The sequence below is a fragment of the Paenarthrobacter sp. TRD_SC_7 genome, from assembly GCF_056156245.1.
Genome location: NZ_CM149587.1, coordinates 175,394 through 200,204 on the forward strand (window position 1 = coordinate 175,394; position 24,811 = coordinate 200,204).

At 62.1% G+C, this 24,811-nt stretch carries 28 protein-coding genes, 1 tRNA gene and 1 pseudogene; 7 read left to right on the forward strand and 23 right to left on the reverse strand.

What is annotated here, in order from left to right; all coding sequences use genetic code 11:
• Nucleotides 1–12: 12 nt before the first annotated feature.
• From AC0J5Z_RS00885 to AC0J5Z_RS00920, 8 genes are all read right to left on the reverse strand, one after another.
• Nucleotides 13–1,065: a HoxN/HupN/NixA family nickel/cobalt transporter gene (locus AC0J5Z_RS00885; RefSeq protein ID WP_475036804.1), complete on the reverse strand. Its 1,053-nt coding sequence runs from the start codon at nt 1,063–1,065 to the stop codon at nt 13–15.
• Nucleotides 1,065–1,958: an urease accessory protein UreD gene (locus tag AC0J5Z_RS00890; RefSeq protein WP_475039483.1), complete on the reverse strand. Its 894-nt coding sequence runs from the start codon at nt 1,956–1,958 to the stop codon at nt 1,065–1,067. The genes AC0J5Z_RS00885 and AC0J5Z_RS00890 overlap by 1 nt, the downstream gene beginning before the upstream one ends.
• A 143-nt stretch (nt 1,959–2,101) precedes the next feature.
• Nucleotides 2,102–2,719 carry an urease accessory protein UreG gene (gene ureG / locus AC0J5Z_RS00895; protein WP_475036806.1) on the reverse strand — a complete coding sequence of 206 codons (618 nt, stop codon included), beginning with the start codon at nt 2,717–2,719 and terminating at the stop codon, nt 2,102–2,104.
• Nucleotides 2,720–2,740: 21 nt separating this feature from the next.
• Entirely contained in the window at nt 2,741–3,412 is a 672-nt protein-coding gene (locus AC0J5Z_RS00900) for an urease accessory protein UreF (RefSeq protein WP_475036808.1), read from the reverse strand.
• Between the two features lie 141 nt (nt 3,413–3,553).
• A complete protein-coding gene (ureE, locus tag AC0J5Z_RS00905) occupies nt 3,554–4,027 on the reverse strand; it encodes an urease accessory protein UreE (protein ID WP_475036809.1) in 474 nt (157 codons plus the stop codon).
• Nucleotides 4,028–4,035: 8 nt separating this feature from the next.
• On the reverse strand, nt 4,036–5,766 hold the full coding sequence (gene ureC / locus AC0J5Z_RS00910; protein WP_475036812.1) for an urease subunit alpha: 1,731 nt from the start codon (nt 5,764–5,766) through the stop codon (nt 4,036–4,038).
• Nucleotides 5,763–6,116 (reverse strand): urease subunit beta, encoded by a 354-nt coding sequence (locus AC0J5Z_RS00915; protein WP_475036814.1) that lies wholly within the window; start codon nt 6,114–6,116, stop codon nt 5,763–5,765. The genes ureC and AC0J5Z_RS00915 overlap by 4 nt, the downstream gene beginning before the upstream one ends.
• Nucleotides 6,117–6,123: 7 nt before the next feature.
• Nucleotides 6,124–6,426, reverse strand: a complete 303-nt coding sequence (locus AC0J5Z_RS00920; protein WP_475036817.1) for an urease subunit gamma — start codon at nt 6,424–6,426, stop codon at nt 6,124–6,126.
• 198 nt (nt 6,427–6,624) lie between these two features.
• Here AC0J5Z_RS00920 and AC0J5Z_RS00925 point away from each other — a divergent pair, with 198 nt between their 5' ends.
• The gene (locus tag AC0J5Z_RS00925; RefSeq protein WP_475036819.1) at nt 6,625–7,146 is read left to right on the forward strand and encodes a flavin reductase family protein; all 522 of its coding nucleotides are present in this window, start codon (nt 6,625–6,627) and stop codon (nt 7,144–7,146) included.
• Nucleotides 7,147–7,162: 16 nt separating this feature from the next.
• Here AC0J5Z_RS00925 and AC0J5Z_RS00930 read toward each other — a convergent pair whose 3' ends face one another.
• Genes AC0J5Z_RS00930 through AC0J5Z_RS00950 form a run of 5 tightly spaced genes read right to left on the reverse strand, consistent with a single transcriptional unit; the run spans nt 7,163 to nt 10,373 of the window.
• Complete coding sequence (locus AC0J5Z_RS00930) at nt 7,163–7,531, reverse strand: type II toxin-antitoxin system death-on-curing family toxin (RefSeq protein ID WP_475036822.1); 369 nt, start codon at nt 7,529–7,531, stop codon at nt 7,163–7,165.
• Complete coding sequence (locus AC0J5Z_RS00935) at nt 7,528–7,734, reverse strand: ribbon-helix-helix protein, CopG family (protein WP_223941739.1); 207 nt, start codon at nt 7,732–7,734, stop codon at nt 7,528–7,530. Before AC0J5Z_RS00935 ends, AC0J5Z_RS00930 begins: the two co-directional genes overlap by 4 nt.
• A 24-nt stretch (nt 7,735–7,758) precedes the next feature.
• Nucleotides 7,759–8,859, reverse strand: coding sequence for a D-TA family PLP-dependent enzyme (locus AC0J5Z_RS00940; RefSeq protein ID WP_475036825.1), 1,101 nt, complete (start codon nt 8,857–8,859; stop codon nt 7,759–7,761).
• Between the two features lie 46 nt (nt 8,860–8,905).
• Complete coding sequence (locus AC0J5Z_RS00945; protein ID WP_475036828.1) at nt 8,906–9,910, reverse strand: LacI family DNA-binding transcriptional regulator; 1,005 nt, start codon at nt 9,908–9,910, stop codon at nt 8,906–8,908.
• Nucleotides 9,911–9,959: 49 nt separating this feature from the next.
• The gene (locus tag AC0J5Z_RS00950; RefSeq protein ID WP_475036829.1) at nt 9,960–10,373 is read right to left on the reverse strand and encodes a RidA family protein; all 414 of its coding nucleotides are present in this window, start codon (nt 10,371–10,373) and stop codon (nt 9,960–9,962) included.
• 199 nt (nt 10,374–10,572) lie between these two features.
• Here AC0J5Z_RS00950 and AC0J5Z_RS00955 point away from each other — a divergent pair, with 199 nt between their 5' ends.
• Nucleotides 10,573–11,343 (forward strand): ANTAR domain-containing protein, encoded by a 771-nt coding sequence (locus AC0J5Z_RS00955; RefSeq protein WP_475036831.1) that lies wholly within the window; start codon nt 10,573–10,575, stop codon nt 11,341–11,343.
• A gap of 114 nt (nt 11,344–11,457) precedes the next feature.
• Nucleotides 11,458–11,832 (forward strand): hypothetical protein, encoded by a 375-nt coding sequence (locus AC0J5Z_RS00960; protein ID WP_475036832.1) that lies wholly within the window; start codon nt 11,458–11,460, stop codon nt 11,830–11,832.
• A gap of 31 nt (nt 11,833–11,863) precedes the next feature.
• Here the strand turns inward: AC0J5Z_RS00960 and AC0J5Z_RS00965 are convergent, their stop codons facing one another.
• Nucleotides 11,864–13,195, reverse strand: coding sequence for an alpha-N-arabinofuranosidase (locus AC0J5Z_RS00965; RefSeq protein ID WP_475036834.1), 1,332 nt, complete (start codon nt 13,193–13,195; stop codon nt 11,864–11,866).
• Between the two features lie 146 nt (nt 13,196–13,341).
• Between AC0J5Z_RS00965 and AC0J5Z_RS00970 the strand changes: the two are divergent.
• Nucleotides 13,342–13,815 (forward strand): annotated as a pseudogene (locus AC0J5Z_RS00970) (class I SAM-dependent methyltransferase); the annotation flags it as partial.
• 24 nt (nt 13,816–13,839) lie between these two features.
• On the opposite strand, the gene AC0J5Z_RS00975 reads toward AC0J5Z_RS00970, so the two are convergent.
• The 5 genes from AC0J5Z_RS00975 to AC0J5Z_RS00995 form a co-directional block, all read right to left on the reverse strand.
• The gene (locus AC0J5Z_RS00975) at nt 13,840–14,331 is read right to left on the reverse strand and encodes a hypothetical protein (RefSeq protein WP_475039856.1); all 492 of its coding nucleotides are present in this window, start codon (nt 14,329–14,331) and stop codon (nt 13,840–13,842) included.
• A 91-nt stretch (nt 14,332–14,422) separates the two neighbouring features.
• Nucleotides 14,423–14,908 carry a hypothetical protein gene (locus AC0J5Z_RS00980; protein ID WP_475036836.1) on the reverse strand — a complete coding sequence of 162 codons (486 nt, stop codon included), beginning with the start codon at nt 14,906–14,908 and terminating at the stop codon, nt 14,423–14,425.
• Between the two features lie 191 nt (nt 14,909–15,099).
• Entirely contained in the window at nt 15,100–15,708 is a 609-nt protein-coding gene (locus AC0J5Z_RS00985) for a hypothetical protein (RefSeq protein WP_475036839.1), read from the reverse strand.
• Nucleotides 15,709–15,877: 169 nt separating this feature from the next.
• Nucleotides 15,878–17,212 carry an alpha/beta hydrolase gene (locus tag AC0J5Z_RS00990; RefSeq protein ID WP_475036843.1) on the reverse strand — a complete coding sequence of 445 codons (1,335 nt, stop codon included), beginning with the start codon at nt 17,210–17,212 and terminating at the stop codon, nt 15,878–15,880.
• Nucleotides 17,188–17,260: transfer RNA gene (locus AC0J5Z_RS00995), tRNA-Lys, on the reverse strand. The genes AC0J5Z_RS00990 and AC0J5Z_RS00995 overlap by 25 nt, the downstream gene beginning before the upstream one ends.
• Nucleotides 17,261–17,489: 229 nt before the next feature.
• On the opposite strand from AC0J5Z_RS00995, the gene AC0J5Z_RS01000 reads away from it, so the two are divergent.
• The 3 genes from AC0J5Z_RS01000 (at nt 17,490) to AC0J5Z_RS01010 (ending at nt 20,343) form a co-directional block, all read left to right on the forward strand.
• The gene (locus tag AC0J5Z_RS01000; RefSeq protein ID WP_475036844.1) at nt 17,490–18,149 is read left to right on the forward strand and encodes a hypothetical protein; all 660 of its coding nucleotides are present in this window, start codon (nt 17,490–17,492) and stop codon (nt 18,147–18,149) included.
• A gap of 558 nt (nt 18,150–18,707) precedes the next feature.
• A complete protein-coding gene (locus tag AC0J5Z_RS01005; RefSeq protein ID WP_475036845.1) occupies nt 18,708–19,325 on the forward strand; it encodes a DUF47 domain-containing protein in 618 nt (205 codons plus the stop codon).
• Between the two features lies 1 nt (nt 19,326).
• A complete protein-coding gene (locus AC0J5Z_RS01010; protein WP_475036846.1) occupies nt 19,327–20,343 on the forward strand; it encodes an inorganic phosphate transporter in 1,017 nt (338 codons plus the stop codon).
• Nucleotides 20,344–20,499: 156 nt separating this feature from the next.
• Here AC0J5Z_RS01010 and pstB read toward each other — a convergent pair whose 3' ends face one another.
• The 4 genes from pstB to pstS all read right to left on the reverse strand — a co-directional run bounded on the left by pstB (nt 20,500) and on the right by pstS (nt 24,629).
• Nucleotides 20,500–21,279 carry a phosphate ABC transporter ATP-binding protein PstB gene (gene pstB, locus AC0J5Z_RS01015; RefSeq protein WP_011772968.1) on the reverse strand — a complete coding sequence of 260 codons (780 nt, stop codon included), beginning with the start codon at nt 21,277–21,279 and terminating at the stop codon, nt 20,500–20,502.
• A 55-nt stretch (nt 21,280–21,334) separates the two neighbouring features.
• Complete coding sequence (gene pstA, locus AC0J5Z_RS01020; protein WP_475036847.1) at nt 21,335–22,438, reverse strand: phosphate ABC transporter permease PstA; 1,104 nt, start codon at nt 22,436–22,438, stop codon at nt 21,335–21,337.
• The gene (gene pstC / locus AC0J5Z_RS01025; RefSeq protein ID WP_475036852.1) at nt 22,439–23,371 is read right to left on the reverse strand and encodes a phosphate ABC transporter permease subunit PstC; all 933 of its coding nucleotides are present in this window, start codon (nt 23,369–23,371) and stop codon (nt 22,439–22,441) included.
• A gap of 136 nt (nt 23,372–23,507) precedes the next feature.
• Nucleotides 23,508–24,629 carry a phosphate ABC transporter substrate-binding protein PstS gene (pstS, locus tag AC0J5Z_RS01030; protein WP_475036854.1) on the reverse strand — a complete coding sequence of 374 codons (1,122 nt, stop codon included), beginning with the start codon at nt 24,627–24,629 and terminating at the stop codon, nt 23,508–23,510.
• Between the last annotated feature and the right edge of the window lie 182 nt (nt 24,630–24,811).

Sequence of the window (24,811 nt, forward strand, 5' to 3'; positions counted from 1 at the left end):
CTGTACTGCGACTCAGTTGGGCGTGGCTGGCCGTGCTACGCGCCCACTCGCTGCGGATACCGCCCAGACGATCACGAACAGCCCCACCAAGATCAGTCCGGCGTCACCAAGGTCGATTTCGCCGAGCCACGTGGTCAGGGGGTCCTCCAGCTCAAACGCAGCATTCACGAATCCACCGAGAGTGATTACGGAGATGAATAGCGCCGAGACGGCTGAAATGCCGGTGATCACGGCATTGAAACCAAGCTTGCGCTGCGGGTTGTGAATCGCTGATTTGTACATCTTCATCATGGCCACACCATTGGCGGAATCACACAGGGTCATGGCGGCGGTGAACGCGAGCGGGAGCGCCATCAAGGCGAGCGGCGAGACACCGGCGAGTGACGCCGTCGTGGTGATGACCAGCAGCCCGATGGTGGTGGCGGTGTCGAACCCGAGGCCGAACAGGAAGCCGATCACGTAAATGTTCCGGGGCCGCTCCACTTTGGACAGCGGTTTGGCGAGCAGCCGGGCGACGAACCCCTTTGCCTCCAGATCCTCCTGACGCACCTCACCGCCGGCCTGCACGTTCCGGTACACCTGCGTGGCGCGAACGAACGCGGAACCGTTGAACAAGCCCATCACCAGCAAGAACAACCCCGAGACACCACTGCCTATCAGGCCCAGCACCTTGTTTCCTGTGGTGCCGTCCTCCATGAACTGCCCGATCATCGTGGCGCCCGCCACCACCAGCAGCCCGGCCAGGATCACCACGGAGCTGTGGCCCAGGCTGAACGCAAAGCCCACGCTCACGGGATCCTTGTGCTGGGCCACGAACTTGCGAGTGGAATTGTCGATCGCGGCGATGTGGTCCCAGTCATAGCTATGCTTGATACCGGCCACGTACGCAGTGACTACCAGCCCAAGTGCAAGCGGCTGCGCGGCGTCTGCCGAGCCAGCAAGCAAAAGCACGACGGCGGCAAGGTGCAAAGCGGCGACGGCACCAAACGTGAACAGCAGCCGGGTCCGCAAGGACAACGTCTCCCTCTCCCGGTACATGGTGGCGAACTCGGTCAGCGCAGTCATTAATACTTCCTCAGGTTCAAGGGCGCCTGCCCGTACCAACGTTCCCTGAGGACGCTGGTGCAGGCACCCAGCAATGTGTTAAGTTCCTCCGTGCTGTTCGACAACGATCGCAGCACAAGCCCGGTAGTCCCGGCAATAGTCGCCGTCAAAGAAACTCCCGTGTACGCATCAAAATCCCGGGTCAATTCATGGAGCTCATCAGCAAGCCCCTGGTCCACCCTTGAGTCCACCACCGCCAACGACCCCAAATGGCTGAAGCCTTCCATGAACCCCATACCGTTCACATCGTTGACGGGTGGGAGAATGAGCAGGTTGTCGAGTGCCAACAACTTCGCCCCGTTATTGGTCTCCACGTGAATCTCATTGCGCAGCCGCACCTCTTGGTACTTGAATACCCCGCCGTCCGGGGACCACCCCGGCGTGATGACCTCGGCCATGACAAGGCTCGACGTCGGGCGGAGACTAATGCGCGAATTCTGCCGATAGCTCGCCTCCCGGTAAGCAATCAACGGGTCCGGCACCAACTCCAACCGCGACCCCTCCCCCAGCTTGATGTTCATCCGCTGCTCAGCAAACGACCCGGGAGTCCGATAAACCTTGGTTGCCGACTGCGTAGTCAACAACAGCTCCGCCCCCGCCTGAACCTCCACCTCAATAAGGAACAAATCCGCCCCAAGATATGCCCCGCCCGGATTGACCATGACGTAGCAAACCTGCCCACTCTGATCCAAGTAATGCGGCCGCAACACCCGCAAGGCGCCCTCATGAAACTGCCGCGAAGCAACGGACCGACCGCCCCGCACACTAACCCCAAGCGACAACCGCCCCCGCACCCCCCGCTCTATGGGAGCCAACCCGGCGCCGGGTACAATGTTCCCCAAGGCGTTCCCCATATCGTCCGCCATCGTGGGGTGCCCACTGCCCCGAGGTGACCCAACAGCGGAGGCGGCGTAGCCGGATTTTTGGGCCGCGGCGTGGCGGGCATCGCGAAGCGGGCACGGCCCAAAATCCGGCGCAGCCGGCGCCCCAAGCGTGGTCACTGCGCCAGGTCGAGCATTAGGACGTCGCGCCGGATCCAGTTGAGGACGGCGTCCAACCCTTCGTCCGTCTTTAGGTTCGTAAAGCAGAACGGTTTGTTCCCGCGGAATTCCTTGGAGTCGCGTTCCATGATCGACAGATCTGCGCCCACGAATGGTGCGAGGTCCGTTTTATTGATGACGAACAGGTCGGATTTGATCATGCCTTGGCCGGCTTTGCGGGGGATCTTTTCGCCTTGGGCAACGTCGATGATGTAAATGGAGAAGTCGACGAGTTCGGGGCTGAAAGTGGCGGAGAGGTTGTCGCCTCCGGATTCGACGAAGATGACTTGGAGGTCGGGGTGCCGTGTCTTGAGTTCTTCGATGGCCGCGGTGTTCATGGAGGTATCTTCGCGGATGGCTGTGTGCGGGCAGCCGCCGGTTTCGACGCCGATGATGCGGTCCTCGGGCAGGATGCCGTTGGCGGCGAGGATTTTGGCGTCTTCGATGGTGTAGATGTCATTGGTGATGGCGGCCATGGAGATGTCGCGGCTCATGTGGCGGGTGATGCGTTCCACGAGTTGCGTCTTGCCTGCTCCGACGGGTCCGCCGACGCCGATCTTGATGGGTTCTGTCATGTTTTCTGTCCTTTACACTTGCTAGCTCATGAACATGCGGGCGCGCTGCCGTTCGTGCCGCATTTGTGAAATTTCGAGGCCGGGGCTGACGGCCCCAAAGTCGTCCCAGCACAGCTGTGCTACATCGCGGACGGCGGCAGCAACGGCGTCGTTCGCTTGCCGAAGTACCCGCTGCCCGGCGTTCTGCCCCAGCGGTATGGCCCGCACGGCGTTCTGCGTCAGTGAAGTCACCGTGGCAAACAAATAGGCGGAGAGCGCCTCCTCAAAGGGAACCTTCAGCGACCGGGCAATCACCCCAAAAGCCAAGGGTTGATGCCCTACGGCACCACCCTCACGAACGAGCCCCCGATAGGCATCGAGCTCCGCTGAGGGGAACACCTCCCCGCCGATCTCAAGCAGCCGCCCACCCATTTTCAAGGAAGCCTCCCGAACCTCCCGAGCCAACAACTGCCCCGACAACACCCCATCGAGCAAGCCCACATCCACCCCCTCAAACAAGAACCGCAAAGCCAACCCATCGGAATAAGTCAGCTGCTGCCCCACAAAAGTGGCAAGCCAAACCCCAAACGACCCCTCATCCCCAACAAGCCCACGCTCGATGTAGCTCTCAAACCCCAAAGAATGAGCAAACGCCCCCGTAGGCAACGCAGAGTCGGTCAACTGTTGAAGAGCAAGCTGAAATGTCGCGCTCAAAGCTCACCGCCGGAGGTGCGGCCCGTGCGCTGGAGCGGAGCTGGGAAGGGGGCCGCGGCGTGGCGGGCATCGCGGAGCGGGCACGGCCCCCTTCCCAGCGAAGCGCAAGCGCGCGCACCCAAGCTGACCGGCTGCTTAGCTTTAGTGCGAATGCTCTGCATGGCGGAAGGCAACCGGCATGACCCGTTCCTGCCTGTCGTAGGGGACGCCGACGCTCTTCAGATAATCTTCGACCGTGTGGTCGTACTGGCACACCGTGACCTCGGCCCCATACTCGGACGAACCGTCGAAGAACTGTGCCTGCAAATGCCGGTTGCCGAGCGAATGGGCCACAACCCCCATTTCGTGGATCGTCCGCGGCCCTATTACCAGGACGTCGGTGGGCAGCACGGACACAACGATCAGGTTGTTGTCGTCGATGGCGAGGATGTCGCCGTCGCGGAGGTCGCCGCTTCCGCTCGGAAGGCGAATGCCGAGTTCTTTGCCGTGGTCGGTAGTGACGCGTTGAATGCGTTTGACCAGCAGGGCGCTGGGGAGGACCACTTTTTCTTTGTGGTGACCTGCGTAGTCCTCGGGTAGTTCGTGCAGGTTGCCCAGGATTTTTTCGATGATCACGGAAGCTCCTAGAAGAGGAAGTAGCGCTGCGCCATGGGCAGCACCTCGGACGGCTGGGAGGTGACTTCGACGCCGTCGACCGTCACTTTGTAGGTTTCGGGGTCGACGGCGATGTCCGGGGTTTCGCCGTTGTACTTCAGGTCCGCTTTGGTGAGGTTGCGGATGCCGGAGACGGGTTTGATGATGCGTTCGAGGCCCAGTTCGGCTGGCACTCCGGCGTCGATGGCGGCCTTGGACAGGAACGTGATGGATGTTTGCTGGAGGGCTTTGCCGTACGTAGCAAACATGGGCCGCATGGTGCGTGGCTGCGGTGTGGGGATGGATGCGTTGGCGTCGCCCATGAGTGCGTAGGCGATTTGTCCGCCTTTTATGACGAGTTCGGGTTTCACGCCGAAGAACGCGGGATCCCAGAGGACGAGGTCTGCGAATTTACCCGCCTCCACGGAGCCGATCACGTCCGCCATGCCTTGGGCAATGGCCGCGTTGATCGTGTATTTGGCCACGTAGCGCTTGAGTCGGAAGTTGTCCGATTCGGCGGATCCGTGTGCCGTTCCGGATGGATCCTTCAGTACCCCGCGCTGTCGCTTCATGGCGTCCGCCACCTGCCAGGTCCGCGTCACTACTTCCCCCACGCGGCCCATGGCTTGCGAGTCGGAGGACGTGATCGCGAAGATGCCGAGGTCGTGAAGCACGTCCTCCGCAGCAATGGTTTCGGCCCGGATGCGGGAGTCCGCGAAGGCCACGTCTTCCGGAATGTCCGGATTGAGGTGGTGGCAGACCATGAGCATGTCCAGGTGCTCTTCAATGGTGTTGCGCGTGTACGGCAGCGTGGGGTTGGTGGAGGCCGGGAGCACGTTGGGCAGGCCGGCGATCTTGATGATGTCCGGAGCATGCCCGCCACCTGCGCCTTCGGTGTGGAAGGTGTGGATGACTCGGCCGTCGATGGCCCGGATGGTGTCTTCCACGAACCCACACTCGTTGAGGGTGTCGGTGTGGATGGCCACCTGGACGTCGAATTCGTCGGCGACGCGCAGGGACATGTCGATGGAGGACGTGGTGGAACCCCAGTCCTCATGGACTTTCAGCCCGACGGCACCAGCGCGGATCTGCTCCGCGAGGGGCTCGACGGCGGACGCGTGGCCCTTGCCGAACAGGCCGATGTTGACCGGGAGCCCCTCAGCGGCCTGCAGCATCCGCGAGATGTGCCAGGCGCCGGGCGTGATGGTGGTGGCCTTGGTTCCTTCTGCCGGGCCGGTGCCGCCGCCCACCATCGTGGTGATGCCGTTACACAGTGCTGCCGGGACCTGCTCAGGAGAGATGAAGTGGATGTGAGTGTCGATCCCGCCCGCGGTGAGGATCTTCCCCTCACCGGCTATGATTTCCGTGCTGGCGCCGATCACGATGTCCACGCCGTCGGTGATCTGCGGGTTGCCGGCCTTGCCGATTTTGAAGATGTGCCCGTCTTTCAGGGCAATGTCGGCTTTGTAGATGCCGGTGTAGTCGAGGACGATCACGTTGGTGATCACGGTGTCCGGGATGTCCTCTGCGCGGATGAGCTGGCCGTTCTGACCCATGCCGTCGCGGATGACCTTGCCGCCGCCGAACACCACTTCTTCGCCGTAGACCGTGTAGTCGTTCTCAATCTCAAGGAACAGCTCGGTGTCGGCCAAGCGGATGGCGTCGCCCGTCGTCGGACCGTACAGTTCGGCGTACTGTCGGCGGGGAATCTCGAAGCTCACTTGATGCCTCCTTCCGAAGCAGACCCATTCAGGCGAGCGCCGCCGTCGAGCTTTCCGTTAACTGCGTTGCTGAGGCCGAAAACCTCACGGGACCCCGCGAGCTTGATCAACCCAACCGTCTTCCTGTCACCAGGTTCGAAGCGCGCAGCGGTGCCCGCAGGGATGTCCAGTCGGCGGCCAAAGGCGGCTTCGCGGTCGAATTCCAAGGCGCTGTTCGCTTCGGCAAAATGATAGTGCGAGCCAATTTGGACGGGCCTGTCGCCGCGGTTCACAACCTCGACGGCGATCGCCTCACGTCCTGTGTTGCATGCGATGGAACCGGGCTGGAGCCTGTATTCACCGGGGATCATGGGGCTCCTATCGGATGGGGTTGTGAACGGTGACGAGCTTGGTGCCGTCAGGGAAGGTGGCTTCGATCTGGACGTCGCGGATCATCTCCGGCACGCCTTCCATCACGTCTTCGCGGCGGAGGAGGGTGGTTCCGTAGCTCATGAGTTCGGCCACTGTTCGGCCATCCCGGGCGCCTTCGATGAGCTCGTAACTGATGACCGCCACGGCCTCGGGGTAGTTCAGCCTCAGCCCACGCCCTTGGCGGCGGCGGGCGAGGTCAGCGGCCACCACGATCATGAGTTTCTCCTGCTCACGGGGCAAAAGATGCATGGTTACTCCTTGGACGCCGGGCATCTGGACAGAATGTGACCAGCGTAGGGAGCAGAAGTTTCGACTACGTTTCCAAACCGTCTCGGTCCGGGGTCGGATTCTCAGGAATTGACCTCAACTTAAGTTGAGGTCATAGCATCAGACAGGTGTGCGCTCCCAAAGGGGCACCATCCCGACTAGTCCCACGAAGGTGCATGAATGACCCACCACAAACCCCTGCCCTCGGAGCCAATCGGCGAGCTTTTCAGGGCCGCTTTTCGCTCTCATCCGGCAGGAGTCGCCATTGTCACTGCGTCCGGGCAAGAAGGAGCAGTAGGGCTGACGGCATCCTCAGTGGCATCAGTGGCGGTGGATCCAGCGACGCTGGCGTTCTCTGTGACCAGCGGCCGCTCAGCTTCCATCATCGCTTCCGCGCAGACAATCGTGGTCCACCTTGTAGGCGCTGACCAGTTGGAATTGGTTCGCACCTTCGCAGACCCCGCAGCCCCGCGCTTCACGGACGGCATGGACTGGGAGGTGCTGCCCACAGGAGAGCCTCTATTACGGGAGGCCCAGTGGGCGCTGCGCTGTGAAATCATCCACCGGGCGCCGCTGGGCGGTTCGGTGCTACTGGCGGCGAGGGTTTTGGAGATCCGGTCCAATCCGTCCAGCTCAGGACCGCTGGTCTACCACAACAGGGAGTTCCACACGGTGTTCGAAAGCGTTCCGGCGAACGCATGATTGATCCGGCAAGACACTAGCGGGCCACCAAGTGCTGAGAAATCTCGGCGGCAGATTCCCGCAGTTCGATGATGCCGGCGGCGACTCCAACGACAAGCTCGAAGCCCTTATCGGTGGTGAAGTCATGCCTATATCCGTTGACCCAAAGCAACAGCGCCATGAGCGTCCACGCAGTCCGCTTGTTCCCATCAATAAGTGCATGGAACCGCGCGACGGATTCGAGTAAAGCGGCCGCCTTCATAGCAAGATCAGGATAAGCCTCCGCACCCATGACAGTTGCAGACGGCCTGGCCAACGCCGAGGCCAGCAAGCCAACATCGCGGATATGGAAGCCGTACCGATCGACGACTTGAAGGGCGTCCTCAATGTCCAGGAACGCTGTCACGCGTCCTCAAGGCGCGTCAGCAGCTCAGCATCATGACTCATGACGAAGTCAAGGCCTTCACTGATTTCACGTCTTCGAGCATGGCGCTGTAGAACCAACTCCGCCCCCTGCAACAGGAGCGCGGACTTGGATGTGTGTTCCTCTGCCGCCAACTTCTCCAGCCGTCGATCAAGGTCTTCCGGGACACGCAAATTCATAGCCATGAATCAATGGTACCAAAACGGTACCTAGTTGTTGCGTCCGCGGGCCGCCACGTTCCACTGCTCCACTACGGATCCATCCCGCACTACGGTGACCTCGTCCACGAGGTTCATGGCAAGGCAGACGTGGTTGGGGATGACCCGGAGCCGTGTACCCAAGGGCGGCAATTCCGAAGAATCCGGCCAGACAACGGTTGCGTGGTGTTCGGACAACGCCGTGACGCGGGCCTCTGGGAACTCAGGAAGCCGCCCGTATCCGGTGGCCCAGTCAGGGCGGTCACTGCCCAGGATCTTGCTGCCAGCGTCCACCACAACGCGGCGCACGTTCCTTCCTGCTGCCTCGTGGCGGCTGACCACGGTGGCGGCGACGGTCAGTGCGATGTCGTCCCAACTGCAGCGTTCCAGTTCCAGTTGCTGGGCGTCACCGAACACGTAGACACCCGGCCGCAATTCAGTTGCTGCGGAATCCCCGGAGATCAGGGCAGTAGGCGTGGATCCGCCGCTGATGATCTTCACGTCAAAGCCGGCCTGGCTCAAACCCTCAGCGGCCAGGCCAAGTGCCTCATTCTCGTTGCTGGCCGCGCCGGTGGGCATGCCGGGCTTGTAGCTGTGCCCGGGGAACGTGAAGACCCCTGCCACGTTCAAGCCAGCAGAGGCGGCAGCGCGGGCAACATCCACCACCTCTTCCGGCAGTACGCCGCTACGGTGGTGTCCGCTGTCCACTTCGATCAGCACCTCAACGCGTCCCGCATCCGGCCCGAGTTGGCAACCCATCGCCGTCGCGCTTTCAGCCGAATCGACGCCGACCGCAAGACCGCAGGATGCCACCAAGGCGCGAAGGCGTTCCGCGTGAGGGGCTTCAACCCAGAGCGGATAGGCGATGAAGATGTCCTTCACTCCATCTGCCGCGAAGACCTCGGCTTCCCCAATCGTGGCCACCGTAATGCCAACCGCCCCCGCCGCGAGCTGCTTGCGCGCGATCTCCAGCGTCTTGTGCGTCTTCACGTGTGGACGGAGCCCGAGCCCACGCCCGCGCATGCTCGACGCCATCCGTTCGATGTTCCGGTCAAGGACATCGACGTCGATCACGATGGCAGGGGTGATGACAGCAGCTGGGATCACGTTCATTCCTCAAACACTAACGGCCGGGACACTGGCCCCCGAAGCCAAGCCCCTACGGCGCGGACTGCCTGACTCGCAGTTCGAACGCCGCTTCCGGCTGCTGGGCAGTGGGCGCGGCGTCTTTGCTTTCAATCCGCTGGATGAGAAGTTCGACGGCGCGCTCCGCAATTTCCGCCCGCCCCGGCGCCACGGTGGTCAGCGACGGCGAAGCGAACCGCGCCTCATCAATGTCATCGAAACCGGCCACGGCGATCTCCTCCGGGACCCTCCTTCCGCGGATCAGCAGTTCGTGCAGCGCCCCCAACGCGAGGGCATCGTTGAGTCCGAAGACGGCGTCGAACTTCACGCCGCTGTCCAGCAACCTCGCTATGGCACCAGCACCCCCGTCGCGGCGCCAATCGCACGCAACCACCAAGGCCGGGTCATACTCCACGTCGGCATAAGCGAGCGCAGCCTTGTACCCCTCAAGGCGCAGGCCGTTGCTGCCCGTTGTGTCGCCGTCGTGCGCGCCCAGGACGGCTATACGACGGCGGCCGCCCGCCAGCAGGTGCGTGGTGACGGCGACGGCAGCCTCCTGATTTTGGATGAGGACCATGTCGAGCCTCGTGTCCTGCACGAATTCGCCCAGGAGGACCAGGGGCTTCTTGCCGGCAGCGGCGAGGATCTGCTCGGCGTCAAGCGCGAGGGGAATGAATAAGAGACCGTCGGTGAGGCTGCGGAATTGGCCTTGGAGTGCCGCTTTCTCGTGCTCTGCCTCGTTGCCGGACTGCTCCACTAAAACACGGTAGCCGCGGACCCACGCCGCCTTCATGATGTCCGAGGCGAGCTCGGCGTAGTACGGGATGGAGAGGTCGGCCAGAACCAGGCCGAGCATGTTGGTCTTACCGGATCGGAGGCTGCGGGCCGTGAGGTTGGTTTCGTACTCCAGCTCCTCAATGGCATCAAGGACGCGTTGCTTGGTGGCTGGCCGGATGAACTCATAGTTGTTGATGACGTTGGAGACTGTCTTCAACGACACTCCCGCCGTGCGTGCGACGTCGTTCATGGTAACGGCCATGCCGGTGCTCCCTCTCTAGGTTGATATACATCGTTGCAGATTCGGCCGTTTATACGGCGCCCATCACGGCGGCGACGGCTTCTATCTCTACCAACTGGTGGTCATAGCCGAGGACGGTGACGCCCATCAGGGTGCTGGGGACATCGTGATCGCCGAATGCAGCACGCACTACCTCCCATGCCTTTACCAGGTCTGCCTGCTGCGTTGAGGCGACCAGGACGCGGGTGGAAACGACGTCCTGGATTCCCGCTCCGGCAGCTTCCAAGGCGAGGCGCATGTTGTCGATTGCCTTCTCTGTCTGGGCCTTGTAATCCCCGATTCCCGCCGTGGAGCCATCCTCGTTCAAAGGGCAGGATCCCGCCAGGAAGATCAGCCGGGCATCTGCAGGCACGGTCGCCGCGTAGGCGTATTGAGCGACGGAACTGAGCTGGCTGGAGCGAATGAGGGTGACTGCACTCGGCATGGGCATCCTTCGTTTGTCGGGTTGAGTACATCCCATCATGGGCCGCCACCTGTCATGTTGATTGGCATCGGCGTACTGTCGGACGTAAGAGATTTCGGGGGCTTGGGACCGGGGTTGATATTCGGGCTTTGCGCGAATACGAGCGCACTGCCACCCAGCCGGGATGCATGTATTCCGGCGTTGCTGGAATTGAGGCCTCATGGCCCAGAACAACACAGCCCTAACAGCTCAAAATCAAGCCGGAGTGGACCTGACGGATTTCCTGGTGCGACTACAGGATCTATTAGTAGAGAACGCGGATATTCGCGAGTTTCTTGAAGACTTCGCGTGCATGATCGCGAGCAAGCTGACAAAGACTGGAAATACCATCGCTTGCGGCGTGACGGTCATCCGGCAGAAGAAATCGGTGGCCGTGGCGGAAAGCGATACCCTCGCCCGGAGACTTGATGAAATACAGAGTAGTTTCCGCGATGGACCGTGCCTCACCGCCCTACGGACCCGGACCATCTCCCACGTCCCTGACGTTCATGCCGAACAACGCTGGCCGGATTACATGAAAGCCGCCGCAGCAACCGATGTCGGCTCCATTTTGGCCGTGCCCATGGAACTGAACAGCACCGCGGCGGCTGTGGTGAACCTCTACTCCACACTCCCGCACGGCTTCTCGCATGAAGACGTCATGGCCGCGGAGCGGGTCACGGCCACCGGAGCCAAGGCGCTTCACCTCGCCGTGAAAATGGCGCAATTGCGGGATGCCCGCGATAACCTCACGGCCGCGTTGGAGTCCCGCGCGACGATTGACACCGCCGTCGGCATCATCATGGCTCAGAACAGGTGCGGCCGTGACGCAGCCTTCCAAATCCTCGCCCAGGCCTCGAGCCATCAGAACATCAAGCTCAGGACCGTGGCGGCCGGCATCATCGCGAAAGTGGCCGGGGACCAAAGGATCTCAGCGAACTTCGAGGAATGATTTTTCGGCTCCTTCCCAGCCGTCACACATCGCTCATCCCCTTGCAACGCGCCCGCAACATACATGCGGAAAGCTGGGTCCCATAGACGACGCAGCCAGCTGAGGGGTGCAGACATGAGCATTGTGAACAGGGATCTTTTCCAGGCACTGAAGACACAGGCAAGCCTGGCGCAGGCGTTCGGCACTTTGCCCGGAAGCCAGGATGAACCACACGCGCTGAAGCCGGGCGAGTTCATCGAGGCGTGGCACAACGGCCGCCTTTATCATCGGGGCACCGTAGTGAAAACAGTCGCCGGCACCGACCTTTTTTGGCTCCAGGACGACACCGGGAGCCGCCGGCTGCTGGACATGGAGTCAATGGAAATCCTGACCGTCGACGAGCCTGCTCCGGCACCTGCACCGCAGGCACCGGAGCCAACGCCAACAGCCACCGTCACACCAATTTCGGCGTATCCCATGTTCCACGACGGGTCGCAGGCTATTGCCTAGGAGTTGAGCGCCAGGCGGATCATGCTCCAGCTCACGGCCGGAAGCCCAGCGGCGAGGCGGCCGCCGAGCGGTTCACGGCGAAGACCACGGCCTGGTTGGCTTCGGCGTCGTACGTTGCCACGTCAGACAGCGACGTGAAGCCGCTCGTTTTCTCACTGGCCAGCTGCGGTGATTCGACGGCGAGGTTCAGCACCGTGCCTGAGGCGTGCTGCGAAGTGAGCGCGAACGGGTGGAACGTGGTCTGCTTCCAGGCACGGCCGCCCGGCTCGGTCATGATCGGTGCGATTACGTTGACCAACTGCGCGAGGCTCGCTGAGTGGACACGGTCCGTGTTGCGCAGCAGCGTGATGAGGAGATCGCCGACCACCACTGCGTCAGCCACCGTGTAGCGGTCCTCCAGCAGCACAGGAGCCACCGGCCAGTCCTCCCCCGTGGGCGCCTTGGACTCGTCGCGGGACATGTGCCAGACATTCCATTCATCGAAGGAAATGTTCACCTGTTTTGTCGACTTGGTGGCCGACCTCACGTGGTCGATGTGGGACACCAGGTCCTTGATGAAGGCCTCCATCCGGTGCCCGGCGGAAAGGTGCTCCTGCAGGTCCCCGAAATCCTCGAAGTACTGGTGCGCCGAAATCAGGTCAACCAGTTCATACGTCTCATTGAGGACCACGCGCTCCCATTCACCGAATGTGGGCATGCCGGGCGCCGAGCTTCCGCAAACAACGAGTTCAAGATCCGGGTTGACCATGCGCATGGCCCTTGCCGTTTCGGCAGCGACCCGCGCGTACTCGCCCGCCTTCTTATGGCCGATCTGCCAGAAGCCGTCCATCTCGTTTCCGAGGCACCACATCTTGATGTTGTGGGGCTTGACGGCGCCATTCGCCTTGCGCTGTTCGGACAGGGCCGTTCCGCCCTTGATGTTTGAGTACTCCAGCAGATCCAAGGCTTCCTGGGTTCCTCGTGTGCCCAGGTTGACGGCCATCATGGGCTCGACGCCAGCCTTCTCCGACCACTTGGCGAACTCGTCCGCACCCACCAGGTTGGGGTCGCTGGAATGCCAGGCGAGGTCGAGGCGGGTGGGCCGATCTTCCTTGGGTCCACCGCCGTCTTCCCAGCGGTAGCCCGAAACGAAGCTGCCTCCCGGATAGCGGACTGTGGAGACGCCAAGCTCCTTGGTGAGCTCAAGGACGTCCGTGCGGAACCCGTCCTCATCGGCTTTCGGGTGCTCGGGCTCGAAGACGCCCGTGTACACACACCTGCCCAGGTGTTCGACGAAGGCGCCGAACGTCTTCCTCCTGACCGGGCCGACGACGAACGCGGGGTCGATGGTGATTTTGGCCGTGGGGTTGGTGTGGTTTCCCAAAGGGTGGGTCCTTGTCTGCTGGGTTGCTGCTTGCGCTGCTTGCCCTGCTTGCCAATTTACAACGTTATAGAAACCATGCTGACGCGGCTTCGGTGTGGGAGTCAAGAGATTTCTTGTTGTGGGCACCTGGTCCTAGGCTGAGACCCATGTCTTCCGGAGTTGTAAGAGCCGCCTATTCAGCCCGTGAAGCCGAGTACACCTCGTTGTTCGGATCCATCAACAGTACCCATCCGGCCGATCGGGAGCTTGTGTTGTCATGGGCTCAGGGATTGTCCGGGAAAGTCATCGATGCCGGCTGTGGGCCTGGGCAATGGACAGCCTTCCTGCACTCCGCCGGGGTGGACGTCCAAGGCGTGGACTTGGTGCCGGAGTTTATTGAGACCGCCAAGCAACACTGGCCTGAGGCTCAGTTCTCTGTCGGGCCCATTGAACGGTTGCCGACGCCGGACCATTCACTGGCGGGGATCCTCGCCTGGTACTCGGTGATTCACACCCAGCCTGAAGACATCAGCAGGGTTCTGGATGAGTTTGCCCGGTGCCTCAGGCAGGGCGGCGGCCTCCTGCTAGGTTTCTTCGAAGGCCAGACCGTCGAGCCGTTCCCGCATGCAGTGACTCCCGCCTTCTTCTGGCCTGTTGAGGAAATGTCAGCGCGGTTGCAGGATGCCGGTTTCACAGTGGTTGGCACGCACTCCCGCGTCGACCCTGGAGTCCGTCCCCATGCGGCCATCGTCGCGCAACGGCTGCTCACTCCCGGTCGCGTTCGATTCCCAGAACGTTCCGACGACATTGACTGATGCCTCCAGGTCTAGGGTTTCCATGGTCTGGCTCATGACGCTGTAGTTCACGCCGTCTTGCCCGTCGGGTGTCCTGCAGCCCATGTTTCGGAGGTTCTTGTCCGCCCATTTCTGGGGTCCAATGGCTTGTTGGGTTTCGACTTTGAAGGCATGGAGGTCCGCGAGGGCTTGCTTGAGTTCTTCAACCTGGGCTTTGACGGTTGCGGGATCGCTGGAACTACTTGAGCCGGTCATGGGGTTCTCCGTGGCAGCGGGCGTGCAGGCGCTCATCGCCATGGCCGCGAAGACCAGTCCGGCGAGAATGCGGCTGGCTTTTATCCGGGCCTTGGATTCATAGGACATGCAGTTCACTTTTCCTGAAATCGCTCCAGAGCTCACGCGTGAGCTTGAGGCAGGACGGGCCACCCCCAGAAGCCATCACTCCGCGACAGCTCTACTTGGTACTCGGCGAGGGACTCGCGCTCGCCTCCTGCCTGTCCAGCTCCTTGTAGATTTCGTGCTGGTTCCCAGCGACGCAGGCGCTGTTCATCTCGAGGCTGAAGCCTTTAGTGGTAGCGGTGAAGGATACGAGATGTCCGCCGTTCTCATTGGCATAGAGACGGATGTTTCCTGGGTCCCTTGGGCTTGATTCGACGCGGGTGGTGAAGCCTTTGGATTCCCAAAACGTCTTGACAACGTTGACCGACGATTCCATGTCGAGGGTTTCAAGGGTCTGACTCATGACGCTGTAGTTCACGCCCTCTTCTCCCTTAGGGGTGCTGCAGTCCATGTTTCGGAGGCTTTTATCCGCCCATTTCTGGGGCCCGACGGCGTTTTGGGTTTCGGTTTTGAAGGCGCGGAGATCCTTGAGGGCTTGTTTTAGTTCTTCTACCTGGGCTTTGACGGTTGCGGGGTCGCTGGGATTGCTTGGGCCGGCCATGGGGTTCTCCGTGGTCGTGGGCGTGCAGGCGCTCAGTGCAATGGTCGCGCCAAACAATCCGGCGAGTACGCGTCGGCCCTTCAGCCGGGCCTTGGGTTAATGGGGCATGTGGTTCACTCTTTTTAGGCGACCTAATGGCCTGAACTCCATCACGAGGCAACACAGGCAGTTCCTTAGGCGCACCAGACTGCTTACTTCGCAGAAGGTGAGGGACTGGAGCTGGAAGGGACCCCGTAAATCTCGGGATACAGCTCCTTGTAGATTGCGGTTTGGTCTCCAGCGACGCAGACGGTGTCCATCTCCAGGCTGGAGCCTTTGATGTTTGCGTAGTAGGACAGAAGGTGTCCTCCGTTCTCGTCAGCGTAGAGGCGGATGAGACCTGGGTCCCGGGGGTTGGTTTCGGTCCGGGTGGTGAAGCCCTTGGATTCCCAGAACGTTCTGACGACGTTTACTGACGCTTCCAGATCGACGGGGTCGGAAGTTTGACTCAGGATACTGTAGTTCACGCCGTCTTCCCGGTCGCATGTGCTGCAGGCGCTGTTGACAGGGTTGTCTGTATCCGCCCATTTCTGGGTTCCGATGACTTTTTGGGTTTCCGTTTTGAAGGCGTGGAGGTCCGCGAGGGCCTGTTTGAGTTCTTCGACCTGGGCTTTGACGGTTGCGGGGTCGCTGGGATTGCTTGAGCCGGTCATGGGGTTCTCCGTGGTGGTGGGCGTGCAGGCGCTCAGTGCAAGAGTCGCGCAGAACAATCCGGCGAGTATGCGGCGGGCCTTGAGCCGGGCCTTGGGTTCACGGGGCATGCAGTTCACTCTTCCTGAGTTGTTCAACGGCCCGCAAATCCAGCCGGTGGCGATACGGGTCGTGCGCCTGGCAGGATACGGTCTCCGTTGCCGGTTGTTGTCAGGGCCGCCTCGTACAGAGCCGTGGTTCCCTTATCCAGGTACCCGTAACCGCCACCGCCCTTTTCGTTTACCAGTGTGTTGTGTTCGGTCGTGCCTTCATAACGGGTCCCGTCGATCGTGACCTCTTCTGAAGAGAACACTTCGCGCCGAAGGATTCCAGGCGCGGATCCTGGCGTTGGAAGCGGCCCATTTGGGCCAGGCCGTCACCGATGGCTTCGGTGGTGTAGACCTGCCCGGCGGGCACGTGAAGTTCTCCGGTGTTTCGGATCTCTTTTTCTATTCCGGCGGAGCCGAGCATCGTGAAGGAAGCGACGTTCAATTTCGCGGCGGCAAGGGCGTTGGACGTCACGGTGGTGCCGTATGAATGGGCCAGTACGTTTAGGGTCTCGGGGGTCCTGTTACCCAAACCCTCTCTGACGGCGTTGAACCCCTGAAGGTCCGTGACGAAGCGGGTGGCACCGGCACGGGCGGCGTCGCCGCTGTTTACGGTCGGAACAGTGGGCGGTTCGTAGTTGATCCACGCCACCACCGCAAAGGACTCACCAGGGAAAAGCCGCTGTTGTTGCCGCTTCAGGTTGTTGGCGTTTGTTGCCCAGTCATTGAATCCGCTTTGAGGCGTAATGTTCATGCCGGACACAGCGTAGGTAACGTTGTCAGCTGTGTCGGGGTTACCCGCAGAGACCTGCGCCTTCGGTGAGCCGTGGGTGAGGTCGAATCCGAGCAGGACAGCATCGCCCGCCACTCCGGCGTTGACAAGAGCCCCACGGATGCCGTTAAGAGCCTGCTGCTGGGTTTGCAGCAGTGTCCAAGCCGGGTTGGTAATGGACATGCCTTGGCTGGCGGGCAGGAGTTGAGGCGTTTTGGCGAGTTCGGCGTTGATGCGGTCCTGCTCGGTGATGAGGCGTTTGCGGTTGGCGAGGTTCCGGGCGGTCGCGGTGATTCCGTTCAGGTTCCCGATGACTCCGGGGAGGGCGTCGATCAGGAGCAACTGAGCCTCGCCGGGTTCAATTGCCCGGTCAGCGACGGTGTGGCCGAGACCGGCCCACCAGGTAGCTATCACTGCAGGATCCAGCCCTGGTTGTTCGAGCAGCCCCTGAAGTCGGTCTTTGTTAGCAGGTGCGGCGAGCCAGGCTTTCAGTTGATCGGCGTTTAAGGCCCCGATGTCGTTCAAACCGATTTGGCCCGGTGGTGCGTACTGTATGAGGGCGCTGTTGAGTGTGGTGTCAGCCATGGAGCCGCTGCCGGCTGTTTCGAATGCCGCGGCGATCTGCTCAAGCCAAGTCGCATCAGCGGCGTTCTCAGTCAGCAATAGCACGAATCCGGGCTCGAACGTAAAAACAGGCCGGAGACTCAAGGTCTCCGGCCTGCCTTGGAGGGTGGGCCCTGTGGGGATCGAACCCACGACCCACGGATTAAAAGTCCGATGCTCTACCAACTGAGCTAAAGGCCCCTCCAGCTGTAGAAACAGCCATGAATACTGTACCCCAATGTCAAGGCCCTTGCGGACCTCAAGCCGCCCTGTGCCGTCGTCACCTGCTTTGGGAGACAGTTCGACGGCGGCGCGCGGCGGCAGCGGCGTGTCGGGCCCGGGGCGGCGGCAAAGTAGGTGGTGACAGCACGAACGGCAGCCCCGGCAACCGTTACTCGACCCCACCAGAGCACAGGAGTACGGTGAACTCATGAGCGAACAGCCAGGATCACGTGCGTACGGCGGAGCGAACAGGCACCACAAACCCAAGCCTTTCGCGCCCATCGATTTTGAACCGTTCGCCGGTGGGGCAGATCCCGCCCGGGTGTCGGAGGCAGCCCACCTCGCCGCCCAGGCGCTGGTGAGACGCGGCCGGGACAGCGATGACCCCAAGGTCACCCACCGCCTGGTGAAACTGGCTGACGAGCAGGGCCTCGAAGCCATCGCCGAGATGTGGGCCGAGAGCCCCGCGCGAAGCCTTCCGGGCGCACTTTGGCGGCTCTACGCGCTCCGCGCCGCTACCATCCAGAACCCTGAGAAGATCTCGGTCTACTTCAGGGCCGGACGCGACACCGCACAGGTCTCGAACGTGGTGGCCGGCGCTGCGGAGCCGCCCGGAGCGGACGAAATGAAGACCATGGCTGACGCTATTTTGTCGGGCGCTTTCGACGGCGAGTTCGACGTCGCGCTGGAACGTTCCGCTGCGTTCTGCCGCGTAGTGGCGCTCGGCCAGGCGACCCTCGCCGACGGTGCGGAGCACAGCAATGAGGGCCACGCCAGCAAGCTCACGCGCAATTCCCACCAGCTGGTGAAGACGGCCGAAGACCTCGAGCACGCAGCCAATGCATGGCGCCTCGGAGAGCTGGACTAGGCAATAAAGGGGCAAAACGTACCCACGTCAGGTCCGGACTGTCAATGTTGACTTAGCCCGCCTGACGGTGAAAACTAAAACTGGTGTCGAACCGCGAAACCCCCGGGCTTCAACTTACAGCCGCTTCGAGCGGCCTACCGCCGAGAGGCGTATCCGGTTCGGCACCATTTTTATGCCTGAACGCAGTTTGCCCGGGCCGGCCGCGGAGCCCAGGCTTCTTTTAACCGTCCCTGCTGAGCCGGACGGAGACGACGACAGTTCAGAACCACCGCCGTCGAGCTCGCCGTCGTTGCGCTGCAGGCGGTCAGGGCCAGCAACGCTCCTGCGGCGAGCCGGTGATTTTCACTACAGTGTTCAGTCGCATAATTGCCCCATTGAGTGGATTACTCGGCGCTTGCCGAGCCTCGCACGGTTATGGCGGAGCGCCAATGGGGACAAGTGCCCGCAACGTTGGCTCTCACTTCCCAGACGTCGGCGCGGTGCCGGTAAAGTTGGGACCAATACGGGCGGCGTCAAGTCAAGCCGCCCAAGCCCATCCGTCCCCAGCCCGGAAGCGAAATGAAGCTGCGCCTTTTCCCCCAGGAACCTGCCGGGCTCGTACTGCTCGCGCAGATGGCCGGAGTCATCGTGGCCGCCACCGGAACTCTTTCCGAAATCCTCGGCGTCCCAGCCAGCGAGCATGAACGCCTCGCCGAAGAACTGCATGAGCATGAATCCAAATCCTTGGACCTGCATTTCGCGCTCTTGACCCACATGCGCACCAGCTTTGTGAACCCGCTCCCCCGCGAAGACATGTACACGCTCTCCCGCCACCTCAACGAGGCCATGGAGAAGCTCGACGCCGCCGGTGAGCTGGTTGCCCTCTACAAGCTGGAACGGCTTCCCAAACGTGCAGCAGACCAGTTGGAGATCATCAGCCGGCAGGCCGAGCTCACCGTGAATGCCATGCGGAAACTCGAGGACCTCGACGAACTTGAGGACTACTGGATCGAGATCCTACGGCTCGCCAAGCGTGCGGAGCGGACGCACCGGATCTGGGTGGCAGAGATGCTCAAGGACATGAAATCCACGCAATACGCGCGGCACCGGGACATCGCCAACCAGTTGGTGGAAGTTACCAAGGACATGCGGAAGGTCGCCACGCAGGTAGGCAGCATCATCGTCAAGGAATCATGACGTGACCATCGCCTTCCTGGTCCTGGTAGTTGGCCTGGCCTCGGGGTTCGCGTTCCTTAACGGCTTCCGCGATGTCTCCAACGCCGTCGCGCTGTCCACGCGGACCCGCGCCCTCACGCCATCAATCGCGGTGCTCCTCGCAGCCGTCTTCAACTTTGTGGGCGCCATGCTGAGCGGCACCTTCGTCCTCGCCTTCACCCAGTCCTGGATCACGCTGCCGGAAGGCACCAGCGGCCTCACTATGTTGGCCTCCGCGCTCACCGCGGCCATCCTGTGGGGCGTTTACGCCTGGTGGAGGGGCATCCCGTTGTCCTCCACCAACTCACTCGTGGGTGGCCTGATAGGCGCGGGTGCCGCAAGCGTCCTCGTGGGCGGCAACGCGGTAGGGGGAATGGACAACATCCTGCTCACGCAAGTGGCACTGCCGTTGCTTTTGTCGCCCATTATCGCTTTCGTGGCTGCCTACCTGCTGGTGTGGCCGGTAACGTGGGCTGCCCGCTACACGCAACCGAACGTCGTGAACCGTCGGTTCCGGCGCGCGCAGGCGATCTCTGCAGCTGCAGTGGCGTTCGGTCACGGGCTGCAGGATGGCCAACGCACGGCCGCGGTCATCCTGCTGGCCGTGGTGGCCGCAGGTTTGTCCGGTGGCAGCGACGTGCCGCTCTGGATCCTGCTGCTGACGGCCGTCATGCTGACGGCGGGGACCATGTTCGGCGGCTGGCGGATTTCACACACACTCGGCCACAAAATCATCCGTGTGGATCCGCTGCGGGGTTTCGTGGCCCAAACATTGACGTCCGTGATGCTCTTCATCGGCGCAATCGGCTTCCATCTGCCGCTTTCCACCACGCACACATTGACTGCGTCTGTACTGGGTGCGGGGACCAACCAGCGGTTCCACACCGTCAACAGGCGCTTGGTCAGGAGGATCCTGCTGTTCTGGGTGGCCACGCCGCTGGTCACGGCAGCAGCGGCATTCATCCTGGAGCTCGCATTCTCGCCCCTCGCAGACCTGTAGACCCAAGTAAGTAGCAGCAGTGCGCGTTATGAAGGCTCAAAACGCGCACTGCTGCTACCTACTTGGGTAAGAAAAAACGACGGCGACCGTACCCCCAAGGCGACGGCCGCCGTCGTTATGAGCCGACTCCCCCAAGAAGCCGGAGCCTGCGAGCCCTTATCCGAAGCGGCCGGAAACGTAGTCTTCCGTTGCCTTCTGGCCAGGGTTGTTGAAGATGCTGGTAGTGTCAGCGAACTCAATCAGCTTGCCGGGCTTGCCGGTGCCGGCAATGTTGAAGAACGCGGTCTTGTCGGACACACGCGCGGCCTGCTGCATGTTGTGGGTCACGATCACCACGGTGTACTGGTCCTTGAGTTCGTTGATGAGGTCCTCAACGGCCAGCGTGGAGATGGGGTCCAAGGCCGAGCAGGGCTCATCCATGAGGATCACCTGAGGCTCAACGGCAATGGCGCGGGCGATGCACAGACGCTGCTGCTGGCCACCTGAAAGGCCGGAACCGGGCTTGTCCAAGCGGTCCTTGACCTCGTTCCACAGGTTGGCGCCCACCAGGGACTTCTCCACCAACGCGTCTGCTGCGCCCTTGGAGATCTTCTTGTTGTTCAGCTTCACGCCGGCAAGCACGTTGTCGCGGATGGACATGGTGGGGAACGGGTTGGGGCGCTGGAAAACCATGCCCACCTGGGTACGAACTGTCACGGGGTCAACGCCGGGACCGTAGAGGTTGTCGCCGTCCAGGAGGACCTCGCCTTCGACGCGTGCGCCGGGAAGGACCTCGTGCATGCGGTTCAGCGTGCGGAGGAAGGTGGACTTGCCGCAGCCGGACGGGCCGATAAAGGCCGTGACGGACTTGGCTTGGATGTTGATATTGACGTCCTCAACGGCCAGGAAGTTGCCGTAGTAGACATTCAGGTCTTTGACGTCGATGCGCTTAGACATGGTGTTCCTTTGTTCCTTGGGGGTTCTCGAAGTTGTGAAGGGGCAGCCCGGGAGGCTACCGGCCCGTCTTGGGAGCGAACAGACGGGCGATGAGGCGGGCTCCGAGGTTCAGGAGCATCACCAGAATGATCAGCACCAGTGCGGCGCCCCAAGCACGCTGATCCGAGGGATCAGGGTTGGACGGCGACGTCGGGTTGAGGATCTGCGTGTAAATGAAGGTGGGCAGCGAGGCCATCCAACCACCGAACACATTGTTGTTGATGGTGGTGGCGAAGCCTGCGGTCACCAGGATCGGCGCGGTTTCACCGATAACGCGGGCAATCGCCAAGGTGACGCCGGACGCGATGCCTGAGATCGCCGTCGGAATAACCACCTTGGTGATGGTGCGCCACTTGCGCACGCCCAGCGCGTACGAGGCCTCGCGGAGCTCGTTCGGGACGATCTTGAGCATTTCCTCGCTGGAGCGGACCACCACCGGGATCATCAGAACTGAAAGTGCGACGGCGGCTACCGCACCGGTCTTGGTGCCCGGACCGACGATTGCGAAGAAGAACGCTGCCGCGAAGAGGCCGGCCACGATGGACGGGATGCCGGTCATGACATCCACGAAGAACGTGATGGCGCGGGCCAGCGGACGGTCGTTGCCGTATTCCACCAGGTAGATCGCGGTGAGTAGGCCCACAGGCACGGAGATAACCGTGGCAAGGAGCGTGATCTGGATAGTGCCCAGCAGCGCGTGGTAGATGCCACCCAGAACGGGGGCGCCTTCTTCCACTGCCTTGTTGTCGAAGGCGCCGGTGACACCGTTCATGGACGTACCCAGGAAGCCTGGGGTGATGAGGCCGGGGATGCCGTTGACCAGCACTGTAACGATGACCGAGATCAGCGGCAGGAGTGCGACCAGGAACGCACCGACAACCAGGCACGTCGCGAGCTTGTCCTTGGCTTTGCGGGCACCTTCAACAGCGCCGCTCCAGGCGACCAGCCCAACTGCGAACAGGATGGCGGAGACGATGCCCCAGCCGAAGGCGTTGAACCCGATGAGTGCCAGGATGGCCGCGCCGACGATGAGCGCCACGGCCAGGACAATGTAGGGCGCGAACTTGGGCAGTTGGCCCTTGGTGAGCGCGGAGCGCTTGCGGACTACTGTGGCGGACATTTAGTTGGCTCCCGAGAATTCTTTGTGCCGGGTGATGATCCAGCGGGCGATCATGTTCACGCCCAGGGTGATGACGAACAGCACCAGGCCGGCGGCGATCAACGTGTTGACCTTGATACCGCTGGCTTCCGGGAAGTTCAGGGCGATTTCCGCGGCGATGGTCTGGTTGCCGGACTGGATGAGGCTGGCAGTCAGGACCCCGGAGGAGAGCACCAGGGCAACGGCCATCGTCTCACCAAGTGCTCGGCCGAGGCCCAGCATGATGGCACTGATGATGCCCGGGCGGCCGAAGGGCAGCACGGCCATTTTGATCATTTCCCAGCGGGTGGCTCCAAGTGCGAGCGCTGCTTCCTCGTGCAGCTTGGGGGTCTGCAGGAAGATTTCGCGGGACAGGGAGGTGATGATGGGCAGGACCATGACGGACAGGACGATGCCGGCGGTCAGGATGGTCTTGCCGGTGGCGGATGCCGGTCCTGCGAAGATCGGGATCCAGCCGAGGTTGTTGGCCAGCCAGTCGTAGGCCGGTGAGATTTCCTTGGCCAGGAAGGCTGCACCCCAGGCGCCGTAGACAACGGAGGGGATGGCGGCGAGCAGGTCCACCACGTAGCCGAGGCCGGAGGCGAGCCGGCGCGGTGCGTAGTGCGAGATAAACAGGGCCACGCCAATGGCCACGGGGGTGGCTATGACGAGGGCGATCACGGCGGCAATCAGGGTGCCCACCACGATCGGGGCGATGTAGGCGAAGAAGCCGTTGCCGCCCTGGATGTCCTCAGCCGGGGCGGTCAGCGCTGGGATTGCCTGCACCACAAGGAACAACGCGACTCCGAAGAGGACCGCGAGAATCAGGCACCCTGCGGCCATGGCGGCCCCGGAGAAAACCTTGTCCCCGGCGCGTCCTGCGCCTTGGGAGGTTGTCAGGGAGTTGGTGGTCACTTCACGATCCTTCAGTCTCAGTGAACTGGTCTTACATGGCTAAGTTCCCTGCCCCACGGGAGCGGCTCTGCGGCCACTCCGTGCGGGACAGGGAACTTCAATGTTCAGCCGGGTTCAGCAAACCCGCCGGGAAACCTTAGGCCTTGGCCTTGATGGTTTCGATAGCGGCCTTGGCCTTGTCCTGCAGCGTCTTGGAGAGCGGTGCGGACTTCGCGGCGTCAGCTGCGGTCTTCTGTCCTTCGTCGGAAACGACGTAGGTTTCGAAGGCCTTGACCAGGTCAGCAACTTCCTTGGTCTCGTACGTGGTGCAAACCACGTGGTACGAAACGAGGACTACGGGGTAGGCGCCCGAAGCGGTGGTCTTGCGGTCCAGCTTGATGGCGACGTCGTTGGCGGCGCGGCCGTCAACGGCCTTGCCGGCTTCGACAGCCTTGGCAGCGGCTTCAGCGGAGATCTTGACGAACTCTTCGCCAACCTTGATGGAGGCGGTCCCCAACTTGCCGGAAACAGCGGAGTCATCAGCGTAGGTCACGGCGCCCGGGGTGTCGGTGACGGTCTTGACGACGCCGGAGGTGCCCTTGGCGTTCTCGCCGGCGAGGGTTGCAGGCCAGATGCCGGCAGCCTTGTCCGTCCAAACCTCGGGAGCAGCTGCTGCGAGGTAGTCGGTGAAGTTGGTGGTGGTGCCGGAGTCGTCAGAGCGGTTCACCGGGGTGACCTTAAGGTCCGGAAGGGTGACGCCTTCGTTGAGGGCGGCGATTGCGGGATCGTTCCAGTTGGCAATCTCGCCACGGAAGATCTTGGCGACGGTGGCGGCGTCGAGCTTCAGCTCGGTGATGCCGGGAACGTTGAAGGCGACGGCGATCGGGGAGATGTACACCGGGATGTTGATGGCGCCTTCGGGGCCGCACTTGGCCTTGGAGCTCTCGAGCTCTTCGTCCTTCAGGTAGGCGTCGGAGCCGGCGAACTGTGCCGAGCCGTCGATGATGGCCTTGCGGCCTGCGCCGGAACCGTCCGGGGAGTACTGAACAGTGGCGCCGGAGTTGGCGGTGGAGAAACCGGCCTTCCAAGCGTCCATGGCTGCGCCGGTGGAGGAGGCGCCGATGCCGGTCAGGGTACCGGTGACTTTGGGGCCGGCTGCTGCCGACTGAGTGCCGGCGGTGGTGCCCGTTGCGTTGTCTGAACCGCAAGCAGTGAGCGCGAGAGCGCCGGCTGCGATGACCGCGATTGCCGCGTTGCGGCCGAAGTGAGTTGCCTTCACTTGGATGTGCCCCTTCCAGGGATTCTTCGATGCGGGCCGAACGGAGATTTCGGCGTGCGCGAGCTGAGGACCTTTTGTTCCTTTACTGAAGGTAAGGACTGCAGGTAACAGGATCTGCGGGGAAAGGTGAACAGAAAGTGAACGACGGCGGACCATTGGGTTATGTGGCGCGCGCCACCTTG

Excerpts from the sequence above, each read along its gene's own strand:
- AC0J5Z_RS01000 (WP_475036844.1), top strand. The coding sequence starts at position 17,490 with ATGAGCGAACAGCCAGGATCACGTGCGTACGGCGGAGCGAACAGGCAC.
- AC0J5Z_RS00945 (WP_475036828.1), bottom strand. The coding sequence starts at position 9,910 with ATGGCCGTTACCATGAACGACGTCGCACGCACGGCGGGAGTGTCGTTG.
- AC0J5Z_RS01005 (WP_475036845.1), top strand. The coding sequence starts at position 18,708 with ATGAAGCTGCGCCTTTTCCCCCAGGAACCTGCCGGGCTCGTACTGCTC.
- AC0J5Z_RS00885 (WP_475036804.1), bottom strand. The coding sequence starts at position 1,065 with ATGACTGCGCTGACCGAGTTCGCCACCATGTACCGGGAGAGGGAGACG.
- AC0J5Z_RS00935 (WP_223941739.1), bottom strand. The coding sequence starts at position 7,734 with ATGGCTATGAATTTGCGTGTCCCGGAAGACCTTGATCGACGGCTGGAG.
- pstA (WP_475036847.1), bottom strand. The coding sequence starts at position 22,438 with ATGTCCGCCACAGTAGTCCGCAAGCGCTCCGCGCTCACCAAGGGCCAA.
- AC0J5Z_RS00950 (WP_475036829.1), bottom strand. The coding sequence starts at position 10,373 with ATGCCGAGTGCAGTCACCCTCATTCGCTCCAGCCAGCTCAGTTCCGTC.
- AC0J5Z_RS00940 (WP_475036825.1), bottom strand. The coding sequence starts at position 8,859 with ATGAACGTGATCCCAGCTGCTGTCATCACCCCTGCCATCGTGATCGAC.
- AC0J5Z_RS00985 (WP_475036839.1), bottom strand. The coding sequence starts at position 15,708 with ATGCCCCGTGAACCCAAGGCCCGGCTCAAGGCCCGCCGCATACTCGCC.
- AC0J5Z_RS00955 (WP_475036831.1), top strand. The coding sequence starts at position 10,573 with ATGGCCCAGAACAACACAGCCCTAACAGCTCAAAATCAAGCCGGAGTG.
- AC0J5Z_RS00960 (WP_475036832.1), top strand. The coding sequence starts at position 11,458 with ATGAGCATTGTGAACAGGGATCTTTTCCAGGCACTGAAGACACAGGCA.
- AC0J5Z_RS00915 (WP_475036814.1), bottom strand. The coding sequence starts at position 6,116 with ATGATCCCCGGTGAATACAGGCTCCAGCCCGGTTCCATCGCATGCAAC.
- AC0J5Z_RS00975 (WP_475039856.1), bottom strand. The coding sequence starts at position 14,331 with ATGTCCTATGAATCCAAGGCCCGGATAAAAGCCAGCCGCATTCTCGCC.
- pstB (WP_011772968.1), bottom strand. The coding sequence starts at position 21,279 with ATGTCTAAGCGCATCGACGTCAAAGACCTGAATGTCTACTACGGCAAC.
- AC0J5Z_RS00890 (WP_475039483.1), bottom strand. The coding sequence starts at position 1,958 with ATGGGGAACGCCTTGGGGAACATTGTACCCGGCGCCGGGTTGGCTCCC.
- AC0J5Z_RS00980 (WP_475036836.1), bottom strand. The coding sequence starts at position 14,908 with ATGGCCGGCCCAAGCAATCCCAGCGACCCCGCAACCGTCAAAGCCCAG.
- ureG (WP_475036806.1), bottom strand. The coding sequence starts at position 2,719 with ATGACAGAACCCATCAAGATCGGCGTCGGCGGACCCGTCGGAGCAGGC.
- AC0J5Z_RS00925 (WP_475036819.1), top strand. The coding sequence starts at position 6,625 with ATGACCCACCACAAACCCCTGCCCTCGGAGCCAATCGGCGAGCTTTTC.
- AC0J5Z_RS00920 (WP_475036817.1), bottom strand. The coding sequence starts at position 6,426 with ATGCATCTTTTGCCCCGTGAGCAGGAGAAACTCATGATCGTGGTGGCC.